The following is a 25,380-nucleotide window of genomic DNA, read 5'->3' as shown; positions in this document are numbered from 1 at the left end:
TTTGTGCAAATCCTCTAAATCTTTCAGGTCACAGCAAGGCGGCAAGAGAACTCAGCCCGATGAGCTTACTAAAGTAAGTGATTCGGGTGAGTGAGTGCAGCCAACGCAGTTGTGGCTTGAGGGATGACGAGGATTTTTATTCTTCGTCGTACTGCGGCCCGGTGTAGTTATCGAAGCGCGACCACTGGCCGTTAAAGGTCAGGCGCACGGTGCCGATTGGGCCGTTACGCTGTTTACCGATGATGATTTCGGCGATGCCTTTCAGGTCGCTGTTTTCGTGGTAAACCTCGTCGCGGTAGATGAACATAATCAAGTCAGCATCCTGCTCGATGGACCCAGATTCACGCAGGTCGGAGTTGACCGGGCGTTTTTCGGCGCGCTGCTCCAGAGAGCGGTTAAGCTGAGAAAGCGCAACAACCGGCACCTGAAGCTCTTTCGCCAGCGCCTTGAGGGAGCGTGAAATTTCGGCAATTTCCAGCGTACGGTTATCAGACAGCGAAGGCACACGCATCAGCTGAAGGTAGTCGATCATTATCAGGCTCAAGCCTTCATGCTCGCGGTAAATACGGCGTGCGCGGGAGCGGACTTCGGTCGGCGTCAGGCCGGAGGAGTCATCAATATACATATTGCGCTTCTCCAGCAGGATGCCCATGGTGCTGGAAATACGCGCCCAGTCCTCGTCATCCAGCTGGCCGGTACGAATTTTGGTCTGATCCACACGCGACATCGACGCCAGTATACGCATCATGATCTGCTCGCCGGGCATCTCAAGGCTGAAAATCAGTACCGGCTTGTCCTGCGTCATCGCGGCGTTTTCACACAGGTTCATCGCGAAAGTGGTTTTACCCATCGACGGACGGGCCGCAACGATAATCAGGTCAGAGCGCTGCAGGCCGGCGGTTTTCTTGTTGAGATCCTGGTAGCCGGTATCCACGCCGGTTACGCCATCGTGCGGCGTCTGATACAGCGATTCAATACGCGAAACCGTGGCCTCGAGGATCTGGTCGATGCTTTTCGGGCCTTCATCTTTATTAGCCCGGTTTTCGGCAATCTGGAACACGCGGGATTCGGCGAGGTCCAGCAGGTCTTCGCTGCTGCGCCCCTGCGGGTCATAACCGGCATCGGCAATTTCGTTAGCTACCGCGATCATTTCACGCACAACCGCACGTTCACGAACGATGTCTGCATAAGCGCTGATGTTCGCCGCACTTGGTGTATTTTTTGACAATTCAGCGAGATAAGCAAAACCGCCGACGCTCTCCAGATTTCCCTGTAGCTCAAGGGATTCGGAAAGCGTAATCAGGTCGATGGGTTTGCTCATTTCGAGCAGGCGCTGCATTTCGGTAAAGATCATGCGGTGCGGTCGGCTGAAGAAGTCGTTGGCGACGACGCGCTCGGCGACGTTGTCCCAGCGTTCGTTATCCAGCATTAAACCGCCCAACACCGACTGCTCCGCCTCAAGCGAGTGCGGCGGCATTTTCAGCCCTTCCACCTGGCGGTCGCGGGGTTCGTTCGGTTTGTTGAAGGGTTTATTTCCTGCCATAGTGAGGGAGTTACCAAATTCATAGTGAGAGACCCGGAAGTATAACCATTCTTGTCACTCTTCGACACAAGGAGTTTCCATGGCAACGCGCATAGAATTTAGCCAGCACGGCGGGCCTGAAGTGCTGAAGTCGGTTGAATTTACACCGAAAGATCCTACAGAAAACGAAGTTCAGGTGGAGAATAAGGCGATAGGCATCAACTATATCGATACCTATATTCGCAGCGGACTTTACCCGCCTCCATCGCTGCCCAGCGGGCTTGGAACCGAAGCCGCAGGCGTTGTCAGTAAGGTCGGCAGCCAGGTCACGCACCTGAAAGTCGGCGATCGCGTTGTTTACGCCCAGTCAGGGCTGGGAGCCTACAGTAGCGTGCATAATGCTCCGGCCGACAAGGTCGCTAAAATTCCAGATGCTATCTCATTCGAACAGGCCGCGGCTTCGTTTCTGAAAGGCTTGACGGTGTTTTATCTGCTGCGCAAAACCTATGAAATCAAAGCCAACGAAACCTTCCTGTTTCACGCGGCGGCCGGCGGCGTGGGGCTGATTGCCTGCCAGTGGGCGAAAGCGCTCGGCGCGAAGCTGATTGGTACGGTGGGTTCCGCGCAAAAAGCCGAACGTGCTCAGCAGGCCGGGGCCTGGCAGACAATTAATTACCAGCACGAAAATATCTCTGAACGCGTGAAAGAGCTGACCGGCGGGAAAAAGGTAGCGGTGGTTTACGATTCGGTGGGTAAAGAGACCTGGGAAGCTTCGCTCGACTGCCTGCAGCGCCGCGGGCTGATGGTCAGCTTCGGCAATTCATCTGGCCCGGTGACCGGCGTCAACCTCGGCATTCTGAATCAGAAAGGGTCGCTGTACGTCACTCGCCCGTCTCTGAACGGCTATTTGACTACCCGAGCAGAATTTGACGAAGCCTGTAACGAGCTGTTTTCGCTAATTGCCAGCGGAGCAATCAAGGTGGATGTGGCTGAAAACCAGAAATTTGCGCTGAAGGATGCGGTGCTTGCTCACCGAACGCTGGAAAGCCGTGCAACTCAAGGCTCAAGTTTGTTGATCCCTTAGAAAGAATTAGGGCTTCCCGCAGGAAGCCCTTTCTTTTTTGTTCGTGCCGTATGTAGGGTACAGCGCGATGAATTCTGTTACTGCGAAAAGATATTCTCAGATTTGATGGCTAATTGAAACGGCCCTGCCGGGATTAAGTGCAGGCTTGTGATCGGCTCCGCAATACCCAAATTAACCCGGCTTATTCCGTCTCTACGGCTACCGTTTGTCGGCTACCAGAGACAGCGCGTGTTCCACAACATCGATCCCTGCTCCGGCTTTGTGGGCATTTTCACTTAAATAGCGCCGCCACTGGCGCGCTCCCGGAATGCCCTGGAACAGACCGAGCATATGCCGGGTGACGTGGCCAAGATAAGTGCCGTTTGCCAGTTCGCGCTCAATATAAGGATACATCGCACGCACAACGGCAACCGGATCGCGGTCTTCTACGTCCGCGCCAAAAATCTCACGATCGACGGTGGTTAGCAGGCCAGGATTTTGATAAGCCTCACGCCCGACCATTACGCCATCCAGATGCTGGAGGTGCGTTTTGGCTTCTTCCAGCGTTTTTACCCCGCCGTTGATAGCCATCGTCAGGTGCGGGAAGTCGCGCTTAAGCTGATAAACGCGAGGATAGTCCAGCGGCGGTATTTCGCGGTTCTCTTTCGGGCTAAGGCCAGAAAGCCAGGCTTTACGCGCGTGGATGATAAACATCTCGCACTCGCCCTTACCGGCTACGGTGCCGATAAAGTCACACAAGAACTCGTAACTGTCCTGGTCATCAATACCGATACGGGTTTTTACCGTAACCGGAATCGAAACCACATCGCGCATCGCTTTTACGCAGTCGGCAACCAGCTGCGCGTCGCCCATCAGGCAGGCACCAAAGCGGCCATTTTGCACGCGGTCTGAAGGGCAGCCAACGTTGAGGTTGATTTCATCGTATCCCCTGGCTTCAGCAAGTTTTGCGCACTGAGCCAGCGCCTGTGGATCGCTACCGCCCAGCTGCAACGCGACGGGATGCTCCTCTTCGCTATAGGCCAGATAGTCCCCTTTGCCGTGAATGATCGCCCCGGTAGTCACCATTTCGGTGTACAGCAGCGTGTGGCGAGACAGCTGACGCAGGAAATAGCGGCAGTGGCGGTCGGTCCAGTCCAGCATCGGAGCAATAGAGAAACGATGCGGCTGGAAAGGAGTCTGGTTGCTTTGTGAGGACATACGTTTACGCGGGCTACGGTTTAAAAAGGGTCGCTACTATAGCATAAAGCAGCACCGGAGCATCTGCCTGCCCCGGTGAGCCTCATTAGAAAGTCACGCTCAGCTGTGCGCCTGCGCCCCAGGTCTTTTCTTCGCCGTACAATCCCATCAGATCGACATGTACGCGTTTGCCTGGCGCGAAGCCAACGCCGCCGGTGAAGACATTGCTGTCGTTGTTTTTCATATCCGCACGATAACCTGCCCGCAGCGCCAGCCAGGAAAGCGGCCTGACTTCTGCACCCACACCAACATATTGGGAATTAGCTTCGCTCTTGAAACCTTTCGTTTCGGTAAGGTCGCCGTCGGCGCTGAGCGTAACAAGTTCGTTATGCCAGGCTACGCCAGCAGTCACCAGAGGGCTAATCTGGAAAGTATCTTTGTAGCTGCGGGTTTCACCGGTGCGCCCGTTGGTGATGCGAATATCTTTGGTGTCGATATCGCGTGAAACCAGGTTCTGACCGCTCAGACCTACGGTCCAGTTTTGCCCTAAGTCTGCGGCAACGCCCGCATCAAGGTTAAAGCCGGTATCGTCGTTGCGATATTGCCCTTTTTTCCAGTCACCGCTGTCATAGGAGTAAATCGAAGTCGTGTAATTATACAGCCAGGTTTTCTGCAGTTTTGGCGTCACGCCAACCGAAACCGGCACGCCGCCAACATCGAATTTATGCGCCAGAGCGATCCCGTAATCGGAAACAATTGCAGCCCGCCCGGAGGCAGTAGAATTCAGATTACTGGTGATACGGTTAGAACCATTAAGCGCGGCATCAATCGCCACGCTTCCGGCAACCAGGCTGGAGTTCTGAATACTGCGCAAATAGTCGATGTCGTTCTGGTCGATAGAAGAGCTGACTCTGGCCCGCGCGTAGGCTTTAGTGACGAAGGCGACGGACAGTGTGTCATTGGGAATGCTGACAGCGATACCTGCGGCAGCTTTAGCGTTTGCCGTTTCACCGCGTAAATCTTCCAGTTCACCGGCTAAATCGCCCGCCGCGCTGCGGAACTGATTTAATGTTCCGCCGGGATTTAAAATTATATCTCGCGGCGTTAACGACCCGATGGCGAGTTTATAGTTATCAACTTTGTCGCTGATATCATCAATTTTGTCCTGGAGATTGTCTTTATCGGTTATTTGCGCCCCCACCGTCGGGAGAATAACCGTAATATTGTCATCAGGTTGAGAGTTTGCTAATAACGCCGGGTTGATTAACACTCCGCTACCATAGTTGGCAGAGGCCACCCCTGTTCCGCCCATCGCATCGTTACGCGCTTCGGACCAGGTTCCTGCCGCCCCGGCCTGATTAGCAATAAATAACGTTGCGGCGAGTGTCGCCACCGAAGATTTTATTTTATTCATTCACAGCACGCCTGTCTGATTGTCAGATTAAGTAATTCACCCCTGACAGTTATGACTGAACAGAGGCGGACTATTGCTGTGAATAGCGCGATAAAAGGATGGATATTTAAGCCATCAGCATCCCCAATATATCCTTAGGGTTCGAGTCTTATTGTTTCCTTGCTAATTAATTTATAGTTTACCCTTGGGCTTTCGTGAAGGAAGACCGTTATGCGGCCCAAAGAATTGTGGCGGGTGGTCGATCCAGCGATCCTTACGCTGCATGGCATAAGACTGATTTAGAGGGTAATAAATTTTATTTTCAGCCTTATTCGCTTCCCCCACGACTAACAGTCGAACATCCTGCTCAGTATTATTAATGAAGGTATGGCAAATACCGGTTCCGGCGGGGAAACCGACGCTATCACCCGGTTCAAGCCGCCACAGGTGGCCGTTAATCCACACTTCAGGGTGCCCTTCGAGCACATAGGCAAACTCCTCTTCGCTGCTTTCTGCATGAGGGTAAGAGGTTCGTCTGCCGGGGGGAATACGCTCATGGTGAATGCCGAGTCGCGTCAGTCCTAAATTCCGGGCCAGCGGAGCGCCAACGGAAAAGCGTTCCGGGCTGTCCGGGTAGCTTGAGTCATCTGCGCCTTCAAGTTCGCGCCAGTGGCGAATACAATCTGGTTTTTGCATAACATCCTCCGGGGTAGATAGGGTCATTATGTACCAGGATTCGGCGTTTTATCCGCATTATGGTAAAGTATCAGGTCAATGACCGGGAGAGGCTGATGGATACCACCACAACGCAAAACGTGTTAGCACAGGCAGAAAAGCTGTGCCTGCAACGCAATGTACGCCTGACGCCACAGCGTCTTGAGGTGCTGCGCCTGATGTCCGAGCAAACCGGAGCCATCAGCGCCTATGACCTGCTCGATCTCCTGCGCGTCAGTGAGCCTCAGGCGAAGCCTCCGACCGTTTATCGTGCGCTGGACTTTCTGCTGGAGCAGGGCTTTGTGCATCGCGTGGAATCCAATAACAGCTATGTGCTGTGTAATTTCATCGAAAGCCCTACCCACTCTTCGGCCATGTTTATCTGCGACAGATGTGGCTCAGTGAAAGAGCAGGCGGCTGAGGGTGTGGAAGATATTATGCAAAATCTTGCGTCAAAGATGGGATTTGCGCTGCGCCACAACGTGATTGAAGCGCATGGTTTGTGCTGTGACTGCGCAGAAGTTGAAGCCTGTCGGCATCACGATGCCTGCGGCCACGACCACACGGTGCAATCGAAGAAAAAACGTTAGAAGGGTTGGTACATCCTTGTACCCGGGTAGGATAGCCTGTGAGCATTAGCACATTTGAGAGGCTGGCAGGCTACCAGCGATAGTCATTCCTGGACTCCCAGTCCTTCACTTCTTTCTCTGCCTGGTCTTTGGCATAGCCGTAGCGTTCCTGGATTTTACCCACCAGCTGGTCACGCTTACCTTCGATAACGGTCATATCGTCATCGGTCAGCTTGCCCCATTTCTCTTTAACCGTACCTTTGAACTGTTTCCAGTTACCGCCGAGTTCGTCCTTATTCATAGTCGTCTCCTCATCGTTCGGTTTAGGGTCTGAACATATCAGCCGTTGGGTGCTTTCCTTTGAACAGCTACCCACTATCTGCTGAACGTGAGATTAATTGTAGTTAATGATTTCGACCTCTGGGAAAAACTAAGAATCTTTAACCATTCAGAGAGAAATCACTACTGCCTGGCGTCGGCGGGAAACCAGCTGTTGTTACGCCAGTGGCGACGCCAGATAAAACCGAGCGAAAGACCGCGCAGCGCCAGAAACACCGCCAAAGCCAGCCACAGCGCATGGTTGCCAAAGAGAGGCAGTGTCAGCAAGGTTAGACCAAACCCCAGCGCCGCAACGGCCATGCTGTTACGCATTTCAGCCCCACGCGTAGCGCCGATAAACATTCCGTCCAGCAGGTAACACCAGACGCCAACAACCGGCAGTATGATTTGCCATGGCAGATAGCTATTCGCCAGCTGGCGTAGCTCTGGCAGCGAAGTCAGCATCGAGACTATCTGCTCGCCCGCCACGGCATAAACAGCGGCGAAAGCCAATGCAACCAGCCCGGCCTGCCTGCATGCAGCCCCCCAGACCTCGAGAAGCTGCCCGCGATTACGGGCGCCATACGCCTGCCCGGAATGCGCCTCAACGGCATAAGCAAATCCGTCCAGCGCGTAGGCGGTAAAGGTCAGCAGCGTCATCAAAACCGCATTCAGCGCGATAATTTCGCCCCCCAGCCGAGCACCAAAAATGGTCATTGAGGCAAAGCAAACTTGCAGCAGAAGCGAGCGCAGCATGATGTCACGGTTGAGGGCCAGCAGCCTTCGCAGATCTCCTCGCCATGCCATCTTCAGGCATGACCAATCAATACCGCGCAGCTTTAACACCCTGTGTACCATGGCTAAGCCGATGATAAACGTCGCATACTCGGCAATAACGGTCGCCAATGCGGCCCCCTGCACGTTCATATGCAGGCCCATGACAAGCCAAAGGTCGAGCACGATATTCAGCAGGTTACCCACCACCAGCAAAATAACCGGGGCGCGAGCGTACTGCACGCCGAGCAGCCAGCCCAGCAGCACCAGATTAGCCAGCGACGCCGGAGCGCTTAACCAACGAATTTCAAGAAAACGCCGGGCCTGATAAAGCACCTCTTCGCTGCCGCCGACAATATGCAAAGCAAGACCGATTAGCGGCCCGCGCAGCACCATAATGGCCAAACCGGCGGCCAGCGCCAGTATCAGCGGCTGAAGCAAAGCGCGGGCGAGACGCAGCGGATCGTTAGCGCCAAACGCCTGAGCCGCAAGCCCGGTAGTGCTCATACGCAGAAACAGCAGCAGCATAAACAGGAAACTGGTCGCGGTTGCGCCTATCGCCACGCCGCCCAGATAGGTCGGGCTGTCGAGATGACCAATAACGGCGGTATCAACCAGCCCCAGCAGCGGCACCGTGATATTGGAGAAAATCATGGGAAGCGCAAGACGCCACAGCGCACTATCCGTCGACGAAAAAAATCGCATGAGAGTGACCCAGGAAAATAATGAGGGGGAATAGAGCGGGTGGTACGGCGTGTTACCGCACCACCGAAAGACGTGTTACAGCCATTCGCCGTTGCGGATTACGCCTACGGCCAGACCTTCAATGCTAAAGTTTTGCTCGCGCAGATCGACAACGATAGGCTGAAACTCGCTGTTTTCAGGCAGTAGCTGAACGGTGTTGCCCTGTTTTTTCAGACGTTTAACCGTCACTTCGTCGTCAATACGCGCCACCACAACCTGGCCATTACGTACGTCCTGCGTTTTATGCACCGCCAGCAGGTCACCATCCATAATGCCGATGTCTTTCATCGACATGCCGCTCACGCGCAGCAGGAAGTCGGCATTAGGTTTAAACAACGACGGATCGACCTGATAATGGCCTTCGATATGCTGCTGCGCCAGAAGCGGCTCACCGGCGGCAACACGCCCGACCAGCGGCAGGCCGGTTTCTTCTTCAACCAGCAGGCGAATGCCGCGCGACGCGCCGGAAACAATCTCAATGACCCCTTTGCGGGCCAGCGCTTTGAGATGTTCCTCAGCGGCGTTTGGAGAACGGAACCCCAGACGTTGTGCAATCTCGGCGCGCGTAGGTGGCATGCCGGTTTGGTTGATATGATCCCGAATGAGATCAAACACCTCTTGCTGCCTGGTAGTTAGTGCTTTCATTCCGCCCCCTGGGTGTTTATACAGTTATGCTGTGAGTATATACAGCCCCGGGTGAATTTGAAACCACAAATTAAGCAAAAACCAGCCACTTAACCGATTATGGAAAGCCTATCGCAAATGTGACCAAAGCAGCGTGACCCAGGTGACAACCGCCAGAATAATCGCAATCAGTACGGCGGCAGACCCCATATCTTTGGCGCGCCCGGAAAGTTCGTGGTAGTCGGTGCCTACGCGGTCGACCAATGCCTCGATGGCGCTATTCAGAATTTCAACAATCATCACCAGCACCACGGAGCCAATCAGCAAAATGCGGGTGATCGGGTCAACGTCCAGCCAGCAGGCGATTATAATAGCAATTACCGCGGCCACGCCCTCCTGACGAAATGCAGCTTCGTTTATCCAGGCCGCACGCAGCCCCTTCCACGAGTAGCCTGCAGCCTTAATAATGCGGGTGATGCCGGTGGTATTATTCGCCATTCAAGGAAACCTTTTTAAATATTGAGCGTCAATGCTCATTGAGTCTAAATCGCAGCGCCACAGAAATTCCCCGGAGTTTCTGATATCCTTGCGGCGCATTTGCATTATTAACCTGAGGCTTTACATCATCTATGTCAGGCTGGCCAAGAATTTACTACAAATTACTGAATTTACCATTAAGTGTTCTGGTAAAAAGCAAGTCTATCCCGGCGGACCCACAAACCGAACTCGGTCTGGATCCCTCGCGCCCAATTATGTACGTCCTGCCTTATAACTCGAAGGCAGACCTACTGACCCTGCGCGCCCAATGCCTGGAGCATGACCTGCCCGATCCGCTGGAACCTCTGGAAATTGACGGCGCACTGCTGCCGCGCTACGTGTTTATTCACGGCGGGCCGCGCGTCTTTACTTACTACACGCCAAAAGAAGAGTCGGTAAAACTGTTCCACGATTATCTGGACCTGCACCGCAGCAATCCCGATCTCGATGTACAGATGGTGCCGGTTTCCGTGATGTTTGGCCGCTCACCCGGCCGCGAGAAGGGGGAAGTTAATCCTCCTCTGCGCACGCTAAACGGCGTACAAAAATTCTTTGCCGTTTCGTGGCTGGGTCGCGACAGCTTTGTGCGCTTCTCTCCCCCTGTTTCGCTGCGCCGTATGGCAACCGAACACGGCACCGACAAAATCATCGCCCAGAAGCTGGCTCGCGTCGCGCGTACCCACTTCGCTCGCCAGCGCTTAGCTGCCGTTGGGCCGCGTTTGCCGGTACGTCAGGACTTGTTTAACAAGCTGCTGGCATCGAAAGCGATTGCACGTGCGGTAGAAGATGAAGCGCGCAGCAAGAAAATTTCTCACGAGAAGGCACAGCAGAATGCCGTCGCGCTGATGGAAGAGATTGCGGCTAACTTCTCCTATGAGGCCGTTCGCCTGACGGACCGCGTACTGGGGCTGACCTGGAACCGTCTCTATCAGGGCATTAACGTGCACAATGCCGAACGCGTGCGCCAGCTTGCTCACGACGGCCACGAAATCGTCTATGTGCCGTGCCACCGCAGCCACATGGACTACCTGCTGCTCTCTTACGTGCTTTACCACCAGGGGCTGGTGCCGCCGCATATTGCCGCCGGTATTAACCTGAACTTCTGGCCAGCAGGCCCGATATTCCGCCGCCTGGGTGCGTTCTTTATTCGCCGAACCTTTAAGGGCAACAAGCTCTACTCTACGGTATTCCGCGAGTACCTCGGCGAGCTATTCAGCCGCGGCTATTCGGTTGAGTATTTCGTGGAGGGGGGGCGTTCACGTACCGGCCGCCTGCTTGACCCGAAAACCGGCACCCTGTCGATGACCATTCAGGCCATGCTGCGCGGCGGCACCCGCCCTATTACGCTGGTGCCGATTTATATCGGCTACGAGCATGTGATGGAGGTCGGAACCTACGCCAAAGAGCTGCGCGGCGCGACCAAAGAGAAAGAAGGCTTTATGCAAATGGTCCGCGGCCTGAGCAAGCTGCGTAATCTGGGTCAGGGCTATGTGAACTTCGGTGAACCGCTGCCGCTGATGACCTATCTGAATCAGCACGTTCCTGAGTGGCGCGACTCTATCGACCCAATCGAATCGATTCGCCCGGCCTGGCTGACGCCGACGGTTAATGAAATTGCGGCTGACCTGATGGTGCGCATCAACAACGCAGGCGCGGCAAATGCCATGAACCTGTGCTGTACCGCGCTGCTCGCTTCGCGCCAGCGTTCTCTTACCCGCGAACAGCTGACCGAACAGCTGGACTGCTACCTGAATCTGCTGCGTAACGTGCCTTATTCTCCGGACGCGACGGCGCCAACGGTCACGGCCGATGCGCTTATCGACCACGCGTTGCAGATGAACAAGTTCGAAGTTGAGAAAGACACCATCGGCGACATCATCATTCTGCCGCGCGAGCAGGCAGTGCTGATGACCTATTACCGCAACAACATCATGCACATGCTGGTGCTGCCTTCGCTGATGGCCTCTATTATCACCCAGCATCGTCATATCTCGCGTGCCGAGCTGCTGCGTCAGATAGAAGTTATTTATCCGATGCTTAAGGCCGAACTGTTCCTGCGCTGGGAGAAGAGCGAGCTGGGCGCTGAAATCGATGCAATGATTGCGGAGATGGAGCGTCAGGGGCTGGTTGTCGTTGCCGATGATGAAGTGCAGATCAATCCGAACCGCTCACGCACCTTGCAGCTTCTGGCGGCGGGCGTGCGCGAGACTATCCAGCGTTATGCCATTACCTTCTGGCAGTTGAGCGCCAACCCGGCGATTAACCGCGGCACCCTGGAGCGCGAAAGCCGCACCGTGGCGCAGCGTTTGTCGGTCCTGCACGGCATTAACGCCCCGGAATTCTTTGATAAAGCCGTCTTCACCTCGCTGGTACTGACCCTGCGCGATGAAGGCTACATCAGCGATACCGGCGACGCGGATGCGGCCGAAACCATGAAGGTTTACCAGATGCTGGCAGATCTCGTTACCTCGGACGTGCGCCTGACCATTGAGAGCGCGGCGTCCCAGGACGCGGTTTCTTAAAATGCAAAAAGGCGGGTGAGAAACCCGCCTTTTTTATTGTTGGCCCGAATCAGAAGTGCAGGTAGCTGAGCACCAGCCCGATAAACAGCACCAGACCCACATAGTTATTATTCATAAACGCTTTAAAGCAGCCTTCACGTTCACGTTTGGCAATCAGCTTCTGCTGGTGAACAAACAGTCCGCCAGCCAGTAGAATTGACCAGTAAAATGTGCCGCCCAGACCGTTTAGCCAGCCAACCATCGCCATCAGCACCATCGTGGCAACCTGTAAAATCCCGATAATCAGTTTGTCATTACGGCCAAACAAAATTGCCGTCGATTTAATGCCAATTTTCAGGTCATCATCGCGGTCAACCATCGCGTATTGCGTATCGTAAGCTACCGCCCAGCAAATATTCGCCAGGAACATCAGCCAGCAGCTCAGCGGCACGGACTCACTAACCGCGGCAAACGCCATGGGAATGGACCAGCCAAACGCCGCTCCCAACACCACCTGAGGCAGATGGGTGTAGCGTTTCATAAACGGATAAATCCAGGCCAGCGCCAGTGCCGCAACGGACAGCAAAATCGTCATCGTGTTCAGCGTCAGCACCAGCACAAAAGCCAGCGCCACCAGCACCACAAATAGCGTGCGGGCTTCTTTCTCGCTTACCGCTCCGCTGGGTATTGGGCGCTGAGCCGTACGCTTAACGTGACCGTCAAATTTGCGATCCGCATAATCATTAATCACGCAGCCCGCGGCGCGCATCAGCCAGACTCCGGCAATAAATACCGCCAGAATTGTCAGCGGCGGCATGCCCGGCGAAGCGACCCACAGCGCCCACAACGTCGGCCACAGCAGCAGCAGCGCGCCTATCGGCTTATCGGTACGCATCAGCCGGTGGTAAGCCAGAAGTTTTTCCTGGCTCAAACTCCATTCCATTATTTTTCCTCCTCATACAGCGGAGACGCTGGCAGGAACAGTTCGGTAAGCAGCAGTGGCTTGCCGGAGAGCCTCAGGCGGGAGCGACGCCCCCACAGTTCGGCGCTGCGGCCAACCTGGATATAATCTCGCGTCAGGGTCGATGAGCTAAACAAGTAGCGGCCCAGCGGCGTGCTACCCAGCTTCTGCAACGCGAGTTCCGGCCCGTCGAGCGTGGTTTCTGGCACGACGGTGCGACCAAGCAGCCATGGCACCTCATCCCCGCAGAGAATGATTTCCCGCAGCCAGTAGCGCCCGGTATGGGGCAGCAGTTCAGCCTCGGGCACATCATCGCTATTCGGGTCGATAAAACCTTCACGCACAATGCGTACGGTAACTTTTGAGCAGTGCTGTTCGAAGCGCTTCGTCATCGAATCTTCCAGCAGCAGCCAGTCGAGATAAGCGGAGCTAAGCCCTTGCGGGACCTCCGTAAAGAAATTCAGAGCGCGCAAAGGCGACAGCGCGTCGGACATGGGGATGCTCTCCGATACATAACCTGAAGGCATTGTAACGCAGAACGCCGCCGTGCGGCAGGCAATGGCAACACTGGCCGTAAATATCGCAACAATTGAGCAACAGCAGCTCAAAGCCCGTCGGGCTACGGAGAAAAAAAAGGTGCGCCGGAGCGCACCAATACTTCAAGCATCAGCAACGTGGGGAGATGGTTACCCCTTGCCTTTTACACTGCTGATAAAAGTTTTACGGGCGGAGGTGGAACCCAGGCGCTCGGCTTCATTCAGCAGTTTCAGGGCTTTATCGATGTCGCCTTTATCCACAGCCTGTTTAATCGCGTGGTTAAAATAGCTTTCAGTATCGTTGAGCACCGGCTCACTCTTCGCGGCAGGTGCCGGAGCAGGTGCTGCCACAGGTGCAGAAGCGGCGGTCGGTGCGGAGTAAGCCGTCGGAGGAGCGACGTTGCCTACCACAACAGGTTTGGCATCGGACCCGCCGAAGATCTTGCCAATCATGATGTTGCCGCTGTTTTGTTCAGTTTTGACTTGTACCGTCAGCGCGCCCTGCCCGGCGTGGCGGGCAACCGGGTCAGCAACATCAGGAATGGCGTTGCTTGCTCCCTCAGCGTAGAGCTTCGCCGGGTTAATCATACGGGTAGTTTCGGTCAGATCGCGTTTGGTGGTGTACACCAGCATATAGATCTGTTTCTGGCCCATCATCGGGGTCAGTTTCATGACGTTTTCCAGACGGTTGCCGGAGGTCATTCCCGGTTTTTGATACTGGAAATAGCTGCTCGGGAAGAAAGCAGAAGGCTGCATTTGAGCGTCAAGAATCAATACGTTTGGTGCGTAAACGCTTAAGTCTTTCACCACGCTGGAGAGCGTAATTTCGAGCGAGCCCTGATCGGCTGGCAGCACGAAGGCGGCTACGCCCCCGGTAAGGTCACCCGCGTTAATACCGGCAGATGACGCATCCAGAACAACATTCTGGCTGACTGGCGGCATCAGAGGTATCCACGGCAGACTCTGTAATTTTTCCGCAGGAATAGCCGGTGCGGTTGAGACGTTTTGTGGGTTAATCGCGGTGTTCGCAGCAAAAGCAGCCGGCACGGACGATAAGCCCAGAACAGGAAGCAGGCAAAGCGCAAGAAGATGTTTTTTCATTGTTTTATCCTCGAAGCGAACCCGCCTCCTTCAGGCAAAAAAGAGACGGGTCAGGCATGTGAAACTGGCGGGTGCTAAGCACCCGCGCAGCGGGTTAACTTACCACCAGGCTTCCATCTGGATCCCGAAGGTCACTTCGCTATCGTTGCCGCGGCTAAAGGTACGGGCGCTGGTATCGCTGAAAGCAATACCGGATGGCGTATTCGCGACGTAGTTAGCATCGCTGGCATTGCTGGAGGAATAACCCCACTTCTCATCCCACTTGGCATAGGTCGCGAAGACGCGGATAGCCGGACGAGACCAGATGCTGTTGCCCGCCTGCCACTGCTGTGCCAGGGTAATTTTGTACTGGTTGTTGCTCTTGTCGGTCAGCTGAGACTTCACGTTGTCGTAGCCCGCTTCCAGCAGGGTGCTCATGATTGGCGTCCATTTGTACATTGGGCGCACGCCAACGGTCCACCATTTGGTGCCGTTGTTATCATCACGGTTGAGATCCTGGTACATACCTACGTACATCAGGCCCCAGGTATCGTTGAAGTCGATAGCACCGTGGTCGATCACGCGCAACATTTTGCCGTCGTTGTTTCTGGAAGTATCAGGGCGGCCGGTACCGTTGGTTTGCGCCATCGCGTTAGTACCGTACTGCACCACAAATTTGTTCAGGCTGGTACCAAGGAAGGTCTGGGTATGTTCCACAGTACCCAACCAACCGTTTTTAGTCGCATCCTGCACGCCAAAATCGTAGTGCTTGGTGGTGTTGGCGCGACCGTAGTCAAAACCAACTTCCAGAGAACCACCTGGGTTAACTTGCATCTGGCCTAAACGCACGTCGAAGATATCGTTCGCCAGATCTTTGTTTTTGGTTTGGCCGTTGATAAAGGCCTCTGAACCACCGGCTTCACCATTACGGGTTGCAGCCAGGGAGATTTTACCGAAGCCCAGGTCGATATCTTCGATACCGCCGCCAGGGCCTGAAATATCCCAGTAGTAGAAGTCAATCATGTGGACGTCATGACGTTTGTAGTAACGTTTACCTGCCCAAATATTCGCACCCGGCAGCGCGTCGATCAGGTTTTTACCCACAACGTTCATCTGGCGCACGCGTGGGCCGCCGTCGGTGTCTTCAACGTCGTTCAGCTGGCTGGTGGCGTAACCGATCATGGTGTCAACGTAGAAGCTTTTTTCACCTTCTTGCCAAACTTGCTGACCTAATTCAACTTCAGCATAAGTTTCGCATTCGTTACCCAGACGGTATTTAGAACCCGCGCCTGTCGCTTTAAAACACTGCTGCTCGCCGCCGCTACCTGTCCAGCCAATACCAGAACGTGCATAACCCTTGAAATCAACGGCGCCGGCCTGTGCAGACACGATGCCTGCAATAACGGCAACCGCCAGTGGGAGTTTGCGCAGAGTAATCATCATTCTATCTCCTGAGATCATTGCTTTTCTTTTTTATGGGAATGCTTAAACGCCGGGCTCTTGATGCAACCGACGACATGCGGTGCCATCTTCTCGGAACAGATGGCAACGCTCTGGCGGCAGGCCAATAGCGAATGTGGCACCCTCTTTTACCAACACCACGTCATTCTGGCGGTAGACCAGGTTCTGACGAATGGCGGGGATTTGGATGTGGATCTGAGTCTCATGTCCCAACTGCTCAACGACCTGCACTTCCCCTTCCAGGGTGACATCAGCAATGTCGCTCGGCAGCAGGTGTTCCGGGCGGATGCCAAGTGACATATTGGCCCCCACCTGAACATCGCGGCTTTCCACCGGCAGCCATACGTGCTGGCGGTTCGGCAATTCCACCTGCACCTGGTCAATGGCCGTAGCGGTCACTTTTACCGGCAGGAAGTTCATCTTCGGTGACCCGATAAAGCCCGCCACGAAGCGGTCTGCCGGGTAGTGGTACAGCTCTAACGGTTTGCCGACCTGCGCTACGCGCCCGGCATCCAGCACCACAATTTTGTCGGCCAGGGTCATCGCTTCCACCTGGTCATGGGTCACGTAAATCATCGTGCGGCCCAGCCGCTTGTGCAGACGGGAAATCTCAATGCGCATCTGTACGCGCAGCGCCGCATCAAGGTTTGAAAGCGGCTCATCCAGCAGGAAGACTCGCGGCTCGGCCACCAGGGTACGGCCAATCGCCACGCGCTGACGCTGCCCGCCGGAAAGTGCCTTCGGGCGGCGCTCCAGCAGGTGTGCGAGCTGTAAGGTTTCGGAAACCTGAGTGACGCGCTGGTTGATATCGTCTTTTTTTGCCCCGGCAAGCTTCAGGCCAAAGGACATGTTTTCCGCGACAGAAAGATGGGGGTAGAGGGCATAGGACTGGAACACCATCCCGACGCCACGCTCGGCGGGAGGAATGTCATTCATGCGTTTTTCACCAATCAGCAGTTCGCCGCTGGTGATGGTTTCCAGGCCCGCAATCATACGCAGCAGAGTTGACTTACCGCAGCCAGAAGGTCCGACAAAAACCACGAACTCTCCTTCATTGATGTCGAGATTAATATCTTTCGATACCACCACGTCACCCCAGGCTTTTGTTACGTTCCGCAGCTGTACGCTTGCCATTACCACTCCCTTATTACTGCCGCCTGCCGCCGGGCAGGTGATTCAAGATGTGTCCGACTATGAGGGATGGCTACATTTGGTAAATCCTCCACCCTTCGGCTTTTTTGTGGGGGAGGAGGCGGGAGGATGAGAGAGGGGTATCTGCAACCGGTTACAGGCACGGCAAGGGATTTTCGTGATCGTGGCGTCAGTTTTCAGCGCGTTTTTATGTGCTCCAGGACACATAACGGCCAGTTATGCAAAGCAGATCACAGATAACCACCCAGGGGCGTAGAGCAAAGGAGGATGAGAAGCGCTTGCCATCTCCGCAGACTTAACAACGTTAATCTGCACTACCCTATAAAGCGCAAACCACCACTCAAAGGATGGGAACATGAAAATTAAAACCGGCGCCCGCATTCTCGCCCTGTCAGCTCTGACAACGATGATGCTATCCGCCTCTGCACTGGCAAAAATCGAAGAAGGCAAACTGGTCATCTGGATTAACGGCGATAAAGGCTACAACGGTCTGGCCGAGGTCGGTAAGAAATTTGAGAAAGATACCGGTATTAAAGTCACCATCGAACATCCTGATAAACTTGAAGAAAAATTCCCACAGGTGGCAGCAACGGGTGACGGTCCGGATATCATCTTCTGGGCACACGACCGCTTTGGCGGGTATGCGCAGTCTGGCCTGCTGGCCGAAATTACCCCTGATAAAGCCTTCCAGGACAAACTCTACCCGTTCACCTGGGACGCGGTTCGCTACAACGGCAAATTCATCGCTTACCCGGTTGCGGTAGAAGCCCTGTCGCTGATTTATAACAAAGACCTGGTGCCAAACCCGCCGAAAACCTGGGAAGAAATCCCGGCGCTGGATAAGGCGCTGAAGGCAAAAGGCAAGAGCGCCCTGATGTTCAACCTGCAAGAACCGTACTTCACCTGGCCGCTGATTGCCGCGGACGGCGGTTACGCCTTCAAGTTTGAAAACGGCAAGTACGACGTGAAAGATGTCGGCGTAGATAGCGCGGGCGCAAAAGCGGGTCTCGGCTTCCTGGTTGATATGATCAAGAACAAAGAGATGAATGCCGACACCGACTACTCCATCGCCGAGGCGGCCTTTAACAAAGGCGAAACCGCAATGACCATCAACGGCCCGTGGGCCTGGTCCAACATCGACAAGAGCAAAATCAACTACGGCGTCACGCTGCTGCCAACCTTTAAAGGCAAACCGTCTAAACCGTTTGTTGGCGTACTCAGCGCGGGGATTAACGCCGCCAGCCCGAATAAAGAACTGGCGAAAGAGTTCCTTGAAAACTACCTGCTCACCGACCAGGGTCTGGCCGATGTGAACAAGGACAAACCGCTCGGCGCGGTGGCGTTGAAATCCTTCCAGGAACAACTGGCAAAAGATCCTCGTATTGCCGCCACCATGAATAACGCCCAGAAAGGCGAAATCATGCCGAATATTCCTCAGATGTCTGCCTTCTGGTATGCGGTTCGTACCGCTGTAATCAACGCCGTTAGCGGCCGCCAGACCGTTGATGCTGCGCTGAAGGATGCTCAGGGACGTATCACTAAGTAAGCCTTGCCCCTCACCCCGGCCCTCTCCCCACAGGGGAGAGGCGGAATTCGGTTGGGTTTCAGCTCTCTCCCGCAGGGGAAGGCGGAAATGAAAAGTCAGGCCCTTTCTATTCCCTCTCCCCCGTGGGGAGAGGGTTAGGGTGAGGGGAAACAATACGCTGTAGAGGAAGACCCCATGGATGCAGTTAAAAAGAGTCGCTGGTGGCAAAGCGAGGGACTGAAGTGGTCAGTCATCGGCGCGTTAGCCCTGCTGGTGGGCTATCTTGTGGTTTTAATGTACGCCCAGGGGGAGTACCTGTTCGCCATTATGACGCTGATATTAAGCTCACTTGGCCTCTATATTTTCGCCAACCGTAAGACCTACGCGTGGCGCTATGTTTACCCCGGTATGGCCGGTATGGGGCTGTTCGTCCTGTTTCCGCTTATTTGCACCATCGCCATCGCCTTCACCAACTACAGCAGCACCAACCAGCTGACGTTTGAACGCGCCCAGCAGGTGCTGTTGGACCGCCAGTATCAGGCAGGCAAAACCTTCAATTTCGGCCTTTACCCGGACGGAAGCGAGTGGAAGTTAGCGCTTACTGACGGAGAAACCGGCACTCATTATGTCTCCGATAAATTTGCTTTTGGCGGCGAGCAAAAAATTCAGCTAAAACAGGTTGACGCTCTGCCGGAAGGCGAGCGCGGTAACCTGCGTGTGATTACCCAAAACCGCCAGGCGCTCGGCCAGATAACCGCCGTCCTGCCGGATGAAAGCAAAGTAGTGATGAGTTCATTACGCCAGTTCTCCGGCACGCGTCCGCTCTATACCCTGGCGGACAATGGTGAACTCACCAATAACCAAAGCGGCGTAAAATACGCGCCAAATGAGCACATCGGCTATTACCAGGCGATTAACGCCGACGGCAGCTGGGCCGGTGAACAGCTAAGCCCCGGCTACACCGTTACCATCGGCTGGAAAAACTTCCTGCGGGTGTTCCACGACGACGGCATCCAGAAACCGTTCCTCGCCATCTTCGTCTGGACGGTTATCTTCTCTGTACTAACAGTGATTCTGACCGTTGCGGTCGGCATGGTGCTGGCCTGCGTGGTGCAGTGGGAATCGCTGAAAGGCAAAGCCGCTTACCGCCTGCTGTTGATCCTGCCGTATGCGGTGCCTTCGTTTATTTCGATTTTGATTTTCAAAGGCTTGTTCAACCAAAGCTTCGGCGAAATCAACATGATGCTGAGCGCGCTGTTTGGCATTAAACCGGCATGGTTTACCGACCCGATAACCGCCCGCTCGATGATAATCATCGTCAATACCTGGCTTGGCTATCCGTACATGATGATTTTGTGCATGGGGCTGCTGAAGGCCATTCCCGATGACCTCTATGAGGCCTCGGCCATGGACGGCGCGGGGCCGTTCCAGAACTTCTTTAAAATTACTTTGCCGTTGCTTATCAAGCCGCTAACGCCGCTGATGATTGCAAGCTTTGCGTTTAACTTTAACAACTTTGTGCTTATCCAGCTGTTGACCAACGGCGGGCCGGACAGACTTGGCACCACCACGCCAGCCGGCTATACCGACCTGCTGGTGAGCTACACCTACCGCATCGCCTTTGAGGGCGGCGGCGGCCAGGACTTCGGCCTCGCCGCGGCTATCGCTACGCTTATCTTCCTGCTGGTTGGGGCGCTGGCCATTGTGAACCTGAAAGCCACCCGCATGAAGTTTGACTAAGGAACCTGACCTATGGCTATGGTGCAACCCAAATCTCAAAAGCTGCGTCTGTTTATCACTCATCTGCTGCTGCTGTTATTTATTGCGGCAATCATGTTCCCGCTGCTGATGGTGATTGCCATTTCGCTGCGGCCCGGCAACTTCGCCACCGGCAGCCTGATCCCCGATCAGGTTTCGTGGGAGCACTGGAAGCTGGCGCTTGGCTTTAGCGTCGAGCATGCAGATGGCCGCGTGACTCCGCCGCCGTTCCCGGTCCTGCTGTGGCTGTGGAACTCGGTAAAAATTGCCGGCATTACGGCGATTAGCATCGTCGCCCTTTCCACCACCTGCGCTTACGCCTTCGCCCGCATGCGGTTCCCGGGGAAAGCGACGCTGCTGAAAGGCATGCTCATTTTCCAGATGTTCCCTGCGGTGCTGTCGCTGGTGGCGCTGTATGCCCTGTTTGACCGCCTGGGTCAGTACATTCCGTTTATCGGCCTGAATACCCACGGCGGGGTTATCTTTGCTTATCTGGGCGGGATTGCGCTGCACGTCTGGACGATTAAAGGCTACTTCGAAACCATCGACGGTTCGCTGGAAGAAGCCGCTGCGCTGGACGGAGCAACGCCGTGGCAGGCGTTCCGACTGGTGCTGCTGCCGCTGTCGGTGCCGATTCTGGCGGTGGTGTTTATTCTTTCGTTTATCGGCGCGATTACCGAAGTGCCGGTGGCTTCTTTACTGCTGCGCGACGTGGACAGCTATACGCTGGCCGTAGGTATGCAGCAATACCTCAATCCGCAAAACTACCTGTGGGGCGACTTTGCCGCCGCGGCGGTACTCTCCGCTATTCCGATTACCCTTGTGTTCCTGCTGGCGCAGCGCTGGCTGGTTAGCGGCCTGACCGCTGGCGGGGTGAAAGGTTAAAGTTTATCCCTGAAAGTCACTTGCTTCATCTTTATGCCATACCACTGCAACCCTCACTTTGACCTTCGTAATACTTCAGGCGGCCTACGGGCCGCCCTTTTTTATTCGCGTTTCAGGCGCTGGCTGTTGCAAAGCCAGAGGGTTATCACCAGCAGCAGGATCGCACCGGAGTAGATAAGAACATCGCTCGGCGACTTATGATCGATGATGATCAGCCGCACAATCGCGGTAATGCCGATATAGATGAAGTAACGCAGCGGGAAGTGATAGCCCGACTGAAAATACTTCACTATCAAGGCGATAAATTCAAAATAGAGGAAATAGACCACCAGCCCTTCGATAAACAGATAGGAGCTGGCCTCATCGCCCGGCGTAAACAGCACAGTGGCAAGGTGAATAGTCTCTTTGCCGAGGAAGATAATCAGGATCAGGCCCAGCGCAAGCAGGCCAAGGTTAAGTACCGTCTGCATGACGGTAGAGATCCAGGCAAAACGCGGTGTCGCAGGCATAACAGCCTCTCATTATTATTGTGGTATCAGGAGGCTGTTATACGTTGAAAGTGTGATCTGGATCTAGCTTATTTACTTATCCTCACTAACGGAAATTCTCGCTGCGATCGCTGGTGACGCCGTAGAGATCGAACTTACGGCCCAGCATTTGCCCGCCGTCACGCGTCAGCGGCGTCCAGGTCACCTGCGCGCGGCTGCGGGTTGGGTAGGCGGAGAAGATATCCAGCGGGACGTTGATGTAGAAGCCTTTAGTAAAGTCCCCTTCCCCGTACTCTTTCTTCGATACGTTGGTGATGGTGGCATAAGTGCCAACTACCACGCCGCTGTCGAAGTGTTTGGAGATCTCCAGCGTGCCGCCCTTATCCTGCGCCAGATATTGGCCGATGCTGAGTTTCACTAAAACATCCTGAGCAAATGGCGGCGTCCAGTAGCCGGTGATATGCCCGGTTTTGGCGCTGTAGTCGGTAAATTTCATCATATCCTGCGAGCTGCGCCAGTCGCGCTGCTTCACATAGTTGCCGTTCACGCCAATTGCCCAGTTGCTGTCCACCGGGCGATAAAGCAGTTCGGCCCCCGCGCCGCCGTACATGGTTTCCAGATAGCCCGCATAAACCTGTCCGTAAACGCCATGGCCGAAGTACTGGAAGTAGTTAGCCTGTAGATTATTGATATAGACGTCATTCTCTACATACTCACGCACATGCGTACGCACGCGCGGCAGCGAAGAGTCATTTGGCGGGTTGGTGTAATTGAACTTGTCGTAGTTATTCGCCACGTTAGCAAAGATGCTGCCGCTGGTTAACAGATGATCCGTCAGCCAGAAATCAGCATTGCCCATTATCCCAACCTGGTACATGTAGAAGCTTTCCGGGCCGCCGATAGATTGGTTGAGAATCGGGTCTATCGAATAGTTGAAGCGTGATTTCTCAATGTAGTAGCCCTGTTCGGTGCTGTCCGGCACAATCGGCTCAACGCGTTTTTGCACCAACTCTGTTTCATGCCCGAGCGGCTCACCAGCAAGGTGATTGCGCAGGCTGGTAACGTCGGTTTCGGTTGTCACCTGCGGCATATTGATGCGGCTTTCGGTAATGCGAATGGTGCGAATATTGTCCGGCAGATTATTCATCACGATGCGGTTTGCACGTTCGATACCTTCCCGGGAGTTGCGGTATTTCACCTGCTCTCCCGTGACATACAGCGTGTCACCTTTGATCTGAATATTTGGATTAACCAGCCCGGCGTTGTATTTCAGGTCCGTAAGCTGGTTCGCCACCACGCTATGTTGCAGGATTTCATCCTGCGGGTGAGGCTGGTATTCAGGGCGACGAGCGTCGTTATAGCCTGGTTTCAGCTTGTTGAAATTGGTCCGCAGCGTGACGCCAAACATAAAGGTATTGCCGCGTTCATAGCTCATGTTCACATCGGCCCAGTCGGTCACGCGGTAGATAGCGCCCACGTTGACGCTGCTGCGCTGTTCTATTTTCCCCGCAAATTCATGGCTGTAGTTGTTGCCTTCATACTCCACTTTAAGGCGCAGCGGCTGCCAGGGTGTCTGATATTCCACGCCGCCAAACAGCGAGGTTGGGCCGTGGAACATGTTGCTGAAGTCAAACGAGCCGGCCATGTTATAGCTGTTATCGCGGTAGCAATATTTATTGCTGTATTCGCACAGCGGGTTCTTGATGTTGCCGCTGGTGCCTAAATAGCCCCAGCCCATGCCCAGGCTGAAATCGAACGGGCCCCAGCCTTTGCTTGCCACCACATATTCGCCGTCAAACAGGCCGGTGCCGCCTAAATCGCGTATCCCGGCAGAAACCTGCGGCAGCCAGTAACTCTCTTCCCAAAGCCGCAGCTTGACGTCGAAGGCCTTATCTTTATAGGTCTGGTCGCCCGAGAATGCCTGCACGCTGCTGTAGCGGCGAGTACGCACGTCGGTATAACGCAGCGTGGTTTCCAGCCACGGGAACAGCTGCATCGAGGCCGAATAGAAGCGGTACTGATCGTTATCGCGATAGTTGAGGTTTAACTCCCCTTCCGGTGCCATGCGGGCGGTAGGCGTTTGCAGCAGCCCAACGCCGCCAAAGTCAGCCTGAGAGGGACCAACGGGTGCCGGATACGTTTCGGCGCGGCAGGCGGTAGTCACGGCCAGCGCAATCAGACTATACAGGTAACGTTTTTTCATTAATCCGGTATCCGATGGGTCAGGGAATTAAGAACTTGCTGGTTCAGCTCGTCAAAAGTGGAGCTGAAAAGATGGCTGGAGAAACCAACAAAAATAATGCTGCCGGGAGAGGGTTCGATATGGCGCCTGTTCCAGTAAGCCACCGGCGCTTTTTCCGTTTTGCCGTCGGGATAAATAACCCAGGCATAACTGTTATCCGCCCCGCTGAGGAGGCTGGTCTCGTCAAGGTATTCATCGACGCTGCGCCCCGGCTTGAACGGCTTAACGCCCGGCGCGCTGACCAGCCCCACCAGCGTAATCGTCGTCGGTTGAGGGCCGGTCCACAGGCTGTATTCCCCCTGCAGCGGCACGTTGGCCTGCGGGCGCAGACGAACCCAGTCAGGGTCAAGGTTCACAAACTGCCGCCCGGTGACATGAATTGCGCTCAGCTGCTGGCGCAGCCCGTTAATGGCCGCCCCGCCATCGCCGCCTTCATCAGCGGCCAGCTCGCCAAGGCGGGTCAGCAGCTGCTGGTGTTTTTGCTCCTGAACGGCAGTTGCCTGATGCTCGCTAATTACCGCCGCGGGCCACCAGCTGCGGCTGAGATCGGGGCGTGTGACTAAATCGGCAAGCCGCCCGGCATCGTTGATGACTACAGGCTGGGCCTGCGGGGTGGCATAAACGGTGACGGTGCTTTCGGCATAGCCAAACGGGCTTACGAAGGCCAGCGCGAGGAAGATTTTTTTCATTGCTTTGCCGCCTTCACAAGAAGCGTGGTAATCGGCCAGTAGCCCGGGCCAAGGTACTGTTTTGATTTACGGATTTGCCCGTCATCATCGACCCAATAGCGGTTAGTCCAGCTTTTACCCAACGCGGTGACTTCTTCTTCCAGCACCCGAACTTTGGTGACGCTGCTACCGACTTTTATCGTATCGGTGCCGTCATAGCTGAAGGTCGAGCTGGCGGTGGCGTAGCGCACCTGCTGATGCTCGGTCCATGCAATCTGCCGCGTCCAGCCGGCGCCTTCGGTTATCTGTTTTACCTTCGCCAGAGGGTCATTACCCAGGTTCGTTGTCTCGGTCAGGTTGTCGCCAAGCCCGCTGGTTTTCACGATGCGTCCATTCTGCGTGACGATAACCGCCCGGTCCTGGGTGACCCATTTCTGCTGGTCATTTTCGTTGTAGGCCAGCACCACAAAAAGCTGCGGACCGTTGTTAATACTCATGTACTGGCTGGCGTAGCGCATCCCGGCGATTTCATCATCGGTGAGCTGCACGCCACCCCCTCCGGCAACGCTGTGCCAGAGCGAGGCACCAAGCCCCCGGGTTGTAGCTGAGCAGCCCTGAAGTAACAGGCAGACAAAAAGTATTGCGAGTCGCGACACGATGATTCCCCG

The 25,380-nt window shown here is 54.9% G+C and carries 23 protein-coding genes; 6 read left to right on the top strand and 17 right to left on the bottom strand.

The features are described 5' to 3' along the window. Nucleotides 1-136: 136 nt before the first annotated feature. Nucleotides 137-1,543, bottom strand: a complete 1,407-nt coding sequence (gene dnaB / locus HMPREF0201_RS00345; protein ID WP_016517434.1) for a replicative DNA helicase — start codon at nt 1,541-1,543, stop codon at nt 137-139. Nucleotides 1,544-1,622: 79 nt separating this feature from the next. Here dnaB and HMPREF0201_RS00340 point away from each other — a divergent pair, with 79 nt between their 5' ends. Continuing rightward, the gene (locus tag HMPREF0201_RS00340) at nt 1,623-2,606 is read left to right on the top strand and encodes a quinone oxidoreductase (RefSeq protein WP_016517433.1); all 984 of its coding nucleotides are present in this window, start codon (nt 1,623-1,625) and stop codon (nt 2,604-2,606) included. A gap of 198 nt (nt 2,607-2,804) precedes the next feature. Here the strand turns inward: HMPREF0201_RS00340 and dusA are convergent, their stop codons facing one another. The 3 genes from dusA to HMPREF0201_RS00325 form a co-directional block, all read right to left on the bottom strand. Next, nucleotides 2,805-3,803: a tRNA dihydrouridine(20/20a) synthase DusA gene (gene dusA, locus HMPREF0201_RS00335; RefSeq protein WP_039897800.1), complete on the bottom strand. Its 999-nt coding sequence runs from the start codon at nt 3,801-3,803 to the stop codon at nt 2,805-2,807. A gap of 85 nt (nt 3,804-3,888) precedes the next feature. Continuing rightward, nucleotides 3,889-5,196, bottom strand: a complete 1,308-nt coding sequence (locus HMPREF0201_RS00330; protein WP_016517431.1) for a conjugal transfer protein TraF — start codon at nt 5,194-5,196, stop codon at nt 3,889-3,891. Between the two features lie 171 nt (nt 5,197-5,367). Beyond that, the gene (locus tag HMPREF0201_RS00325) at nt 5,368-5,871 is read right to left on the bottom strand and encodes a cupin domain-containing protein (RefSeq protein ID WP_039897797.1); all 504 of its coding nucleotides are present in this window, start codon (nt 5,869-5,871) and stop codon (nt 5,368-5,370) included. A 95-nt stretch (nt 5,872-5,966) separates the two neighbouring features. On the opposite strand from HMPREF0201_RS00325, the gene zur reads away from it, so the two are divergent. Continuing rightward, complete coding sequence (gene zur, locus HMPREF0201_RS00320; protein ID WP_039897795.1) at nt 5,967-6,479, top strand: zinc uptake transcriptional repressor Zur; 513 nt, start codon at nt 5,967-5,969, stop codon at nt 6,477-6,479. A 70-nt stretch (nt 6,480-6,549) separates the two neighbouring features. Here zur and HMPREF0201_RS00315 read toward each other — a convergent pair whose 3' ends face one another. From HMPREF0201_RS00315 to HMPREF0201_RS00300, 4 genes are all read right to left on the bottom strand, one after another. Next, the gene (locus HMPREF0201_RS00315; RefSeq protein WP_016517428.1) at nt 6,550-6,759 is read right to left on the bottom strand and encodes a CsbD family protein; all 210 of its coding nucleotides are present in this window, start codon (nt 6,757-6,759) and stop codon (nt 6,550-6,552) included. Nucleotides 6,760-6,920: 161 nt separating this feature from the next. Further along, complete coding sequence (gene dinF, locus HMPREF0201_RS00310) at nt 6,921-8,255, bottom strand: MATE family efflux transporter DinF (protein WP_039897794.1); 1,335 nt, start codon at nt 8,253-8,255, stop codon at nt 6,921-6,923. Between the two features lie 75 nt (nt 8,256-8,330). Next, the gene (gene lexA, locus HMPREF0201_RS00305) at nt 8,331-8,939 is read right to left on the bottom strand and encodes a transcriptional repressor LexA (protein ID WP_016517426.1); all 609 of its coding nucleotides are present in this window, start codon (nt 8,937-8,939) and stop codon (nt 8,331-8,333) included. A gap of 108 nt (nt 8,940-9,047) precedes the next feature. After that, the gene (locus HMPREF0201_RS00300; protein WP_016517425.1) at nt 9,048-9,416 is read right to left on the bottom strand and encodes a diacylglycerol kinase; all 369 of its coding nucleotides are present in this window, start codon (nt 9,414-9,416) and stop codon (nt 9,048-9,050) included. Between the two features lie 131 nt (nt 9,417-9,547). On the opposite strand from HMPREF0201_RS00300, the gene plsB reads away from it, so the two are divergent. Then, entirely contained in the window at nt 9,548-11,977 is a 2,430-nt protein-coding gene (gene plsB, locus HMPREF0201_RS00295; RefSeq protein WP_039897793.1) for a glycerol-3-phosphate 1-O-acyltransferase PlsB, read from the top strand. Between the two features lie 49 nt (nt 11,978-12,026). Here the strand turns inward: plsB and ubiA are convergent, their stop codons facing one another. The 5 genes from ubiA to malK all read right to left on the bottom strand — a co-directional run bounded on the left by ubiA (nt 12,027) and on the right by malK (nt 17,128). Further along, nucleotides 12,027-12,899: a 4-hydroxybenzoate octaprenyltransferase gene (gene ubiA / locus HMPREF0201_RS00290; RefSeq protein WP_016517423.1), complete on the bottom strand. Its 873-nt coding sequence runs from the start codon at nt 12,897-12,899 to the stop codon at nt 12,027-12,029. Continuing rightward, nucleotides 12,899-13,411: a chorismate lyase gene (gene ubiC / locus HMPREF0201_RS00285; RefSeq protein WP_016517422.1), complete on the bottom strand. Its 513-nt coding sequence runs from the start codon at nt 13,409-13,411 to the stop codon at nt 12,899-12,901. Before ubiC ends, ubiA begins: the two co-directional genes overlap by 1 nt. Nucleotides 13,412-13,603: 192 nt before the next feature. Continuing rightward, nucleotides 13,604-14,554, bottom strand: coding sequence for a maltose operon protein MalM (gene malM, locus HMPREF0201_RS00280; RefSeq protein ID WP_016517421.1), 951 nt, complete (start codon nt 14,552-14,554; stop codon nt 13,604-13,606). Nucleotides 14,555-14,653: 99 nt separating this feature from the next. Further along, nucleotides 14,654-15,976 (bottom strand): maltoporin, encoded by a 1,323-nt coding sequence (locus HMPREF0201_RS00275; RefSeq protein WP_039897792.1) that lies wholly within the window; start codon nt 15,974-15,976, stop codon nt 14,654-14,656. A 42-nt stretch (nt 15,977-16,018) separates the two neighbouring features. Then, the gene (gene malK / locus HMPREF0201_RS00270; RefSeq protein ID WP_016517419.1) at nt 16,019-17,128 is read right to left on the bottom strand and encodes a maltose/maltodextrin ABC transporter ATP-binding protein MalK; all 1,110 of its coding nucleotides are present in this window, start codon (nt 17,126-17,128) and stop codon (nt 16,019-16,021) included. 373 nt (nt 17,129-17,501) lie between these two features. Between malK and malE the strand changes: the two genes are divergently transcribed. From malE to malG, 3 genes are all read left to right on the top strand, one after another. Then, the gene (malE, locus tag HMPREF0201_RS00265; protein WP_016517418.1) at nt 17,502-18,692 is read left to right on the top strand and encodes a maltose/maltodextrin ABC transporter substrate-binding protein MalE; all 1,191 of its coding nucleotides are present in this window, start codon (nt 17,502-17,504) and stop codon (nt 18,690-18,692) included. A gap of 174 nt (nt 18,693-18,866) precedes the next feature. Next, on the top strand, nt 18,867-20,411 hold the full coding sequence (malF, locus tag HMPREF0201_RS00260; RefSeq protein WP_016517417.1) for a maltose ABC transporter permease MalF: 1,545 nt from the start codon (nt 18,867-18,869) through the stop codon (nt 20,409-20,411). Between the two features lie 12 nt (nt 20,412-20,423). Continuing rightward, entirely contained in the window at nt 20,424-21,314 is an 891-nt protein-coding gene (gene malG / locus HMPREF0201_RS00255; protein ID WP_016517416.1) for a maltose ABC transporter permease MalG, read from the top strand. Nucleotides 21,315-21,415: 101 nt separating this feature from the next. Here malG and psiE read toward each other — a convergent pair whose 3' ends face one another. The 4 genes from psiE to HMPREF0201_RS00235 all read right to left on the bottom strand — a co-directional run bounded on the left by psiE (nt 21,416) and on the right by HMPREF0201_RS00235 (nt 25,368). Beyond that, nucleotides 21,416-21,823, bottom strand: coding sequence for a phosphate-starvation-inducible protein PsiE (gene psiE, locus HMPREF0201_RS00250; protein WP_016517415.1), 408 nt, complete (start codon nt 21,821-21,823; stop codon nt 21,416-21,418). 85 nt (nt 21,824-21,908) lie between these two features. After that, the gene (locus HMPREF0201_RS00245) at nt 21,909-24,005 is read right to left on the bottom strand and encodes a YjbH domain-containing protein (protein WP_016517414.1); all 2,097 of its coding nucleotides are present in this window, start codon (nt 24,003-24,005) and stop codon (nt 21,909-21,911) included. Continuing rightward, entirely contained in the window at nt 24,005-24,733 is a 729-nt protein-coding gene (locus tag HMPREF0201_RS00240; protein WP_016517413.1) for a capsule biosynthesis GfcC family protein, read from the bottom strand. The genes HMPREF0201_RS00245 and HMPREF0201_RS00240 overlap by 1 nt, the downstream gene beginning before the upstream one ends. Continuing rightward, nucleotides 24,730-25,368, bottom strand: a complete 639-nt coding sequence (locus tag HMPREF0201_RS00235) for a YjbF family lipoprotein (protein WP_039897791.1) — start codon at nt 25,366-25,368, stop codon at nt 24,730-24,732. The genes HMPREF0201_RS00240 and HMPREF0201_RS00235 overlap by 4 nt, the downstream gene beginning before the upstream one ends. Nucleotides 25,369-25,380 lie beyond the last annotated feature (12 nt).

The organism is Cedecea davisae DSM 4568 (assembly GCF_000412335.2).
Classification (GTDB): Bacteria; Pseudomonadota; Gammaproteobacteria; order Enterobacterales; family Enterobacteriaceae; genus Cedecea; species Cedecea davisae.
This window is presented reverse-complemented; position numbering and strand designations above follow the sequence as displayed.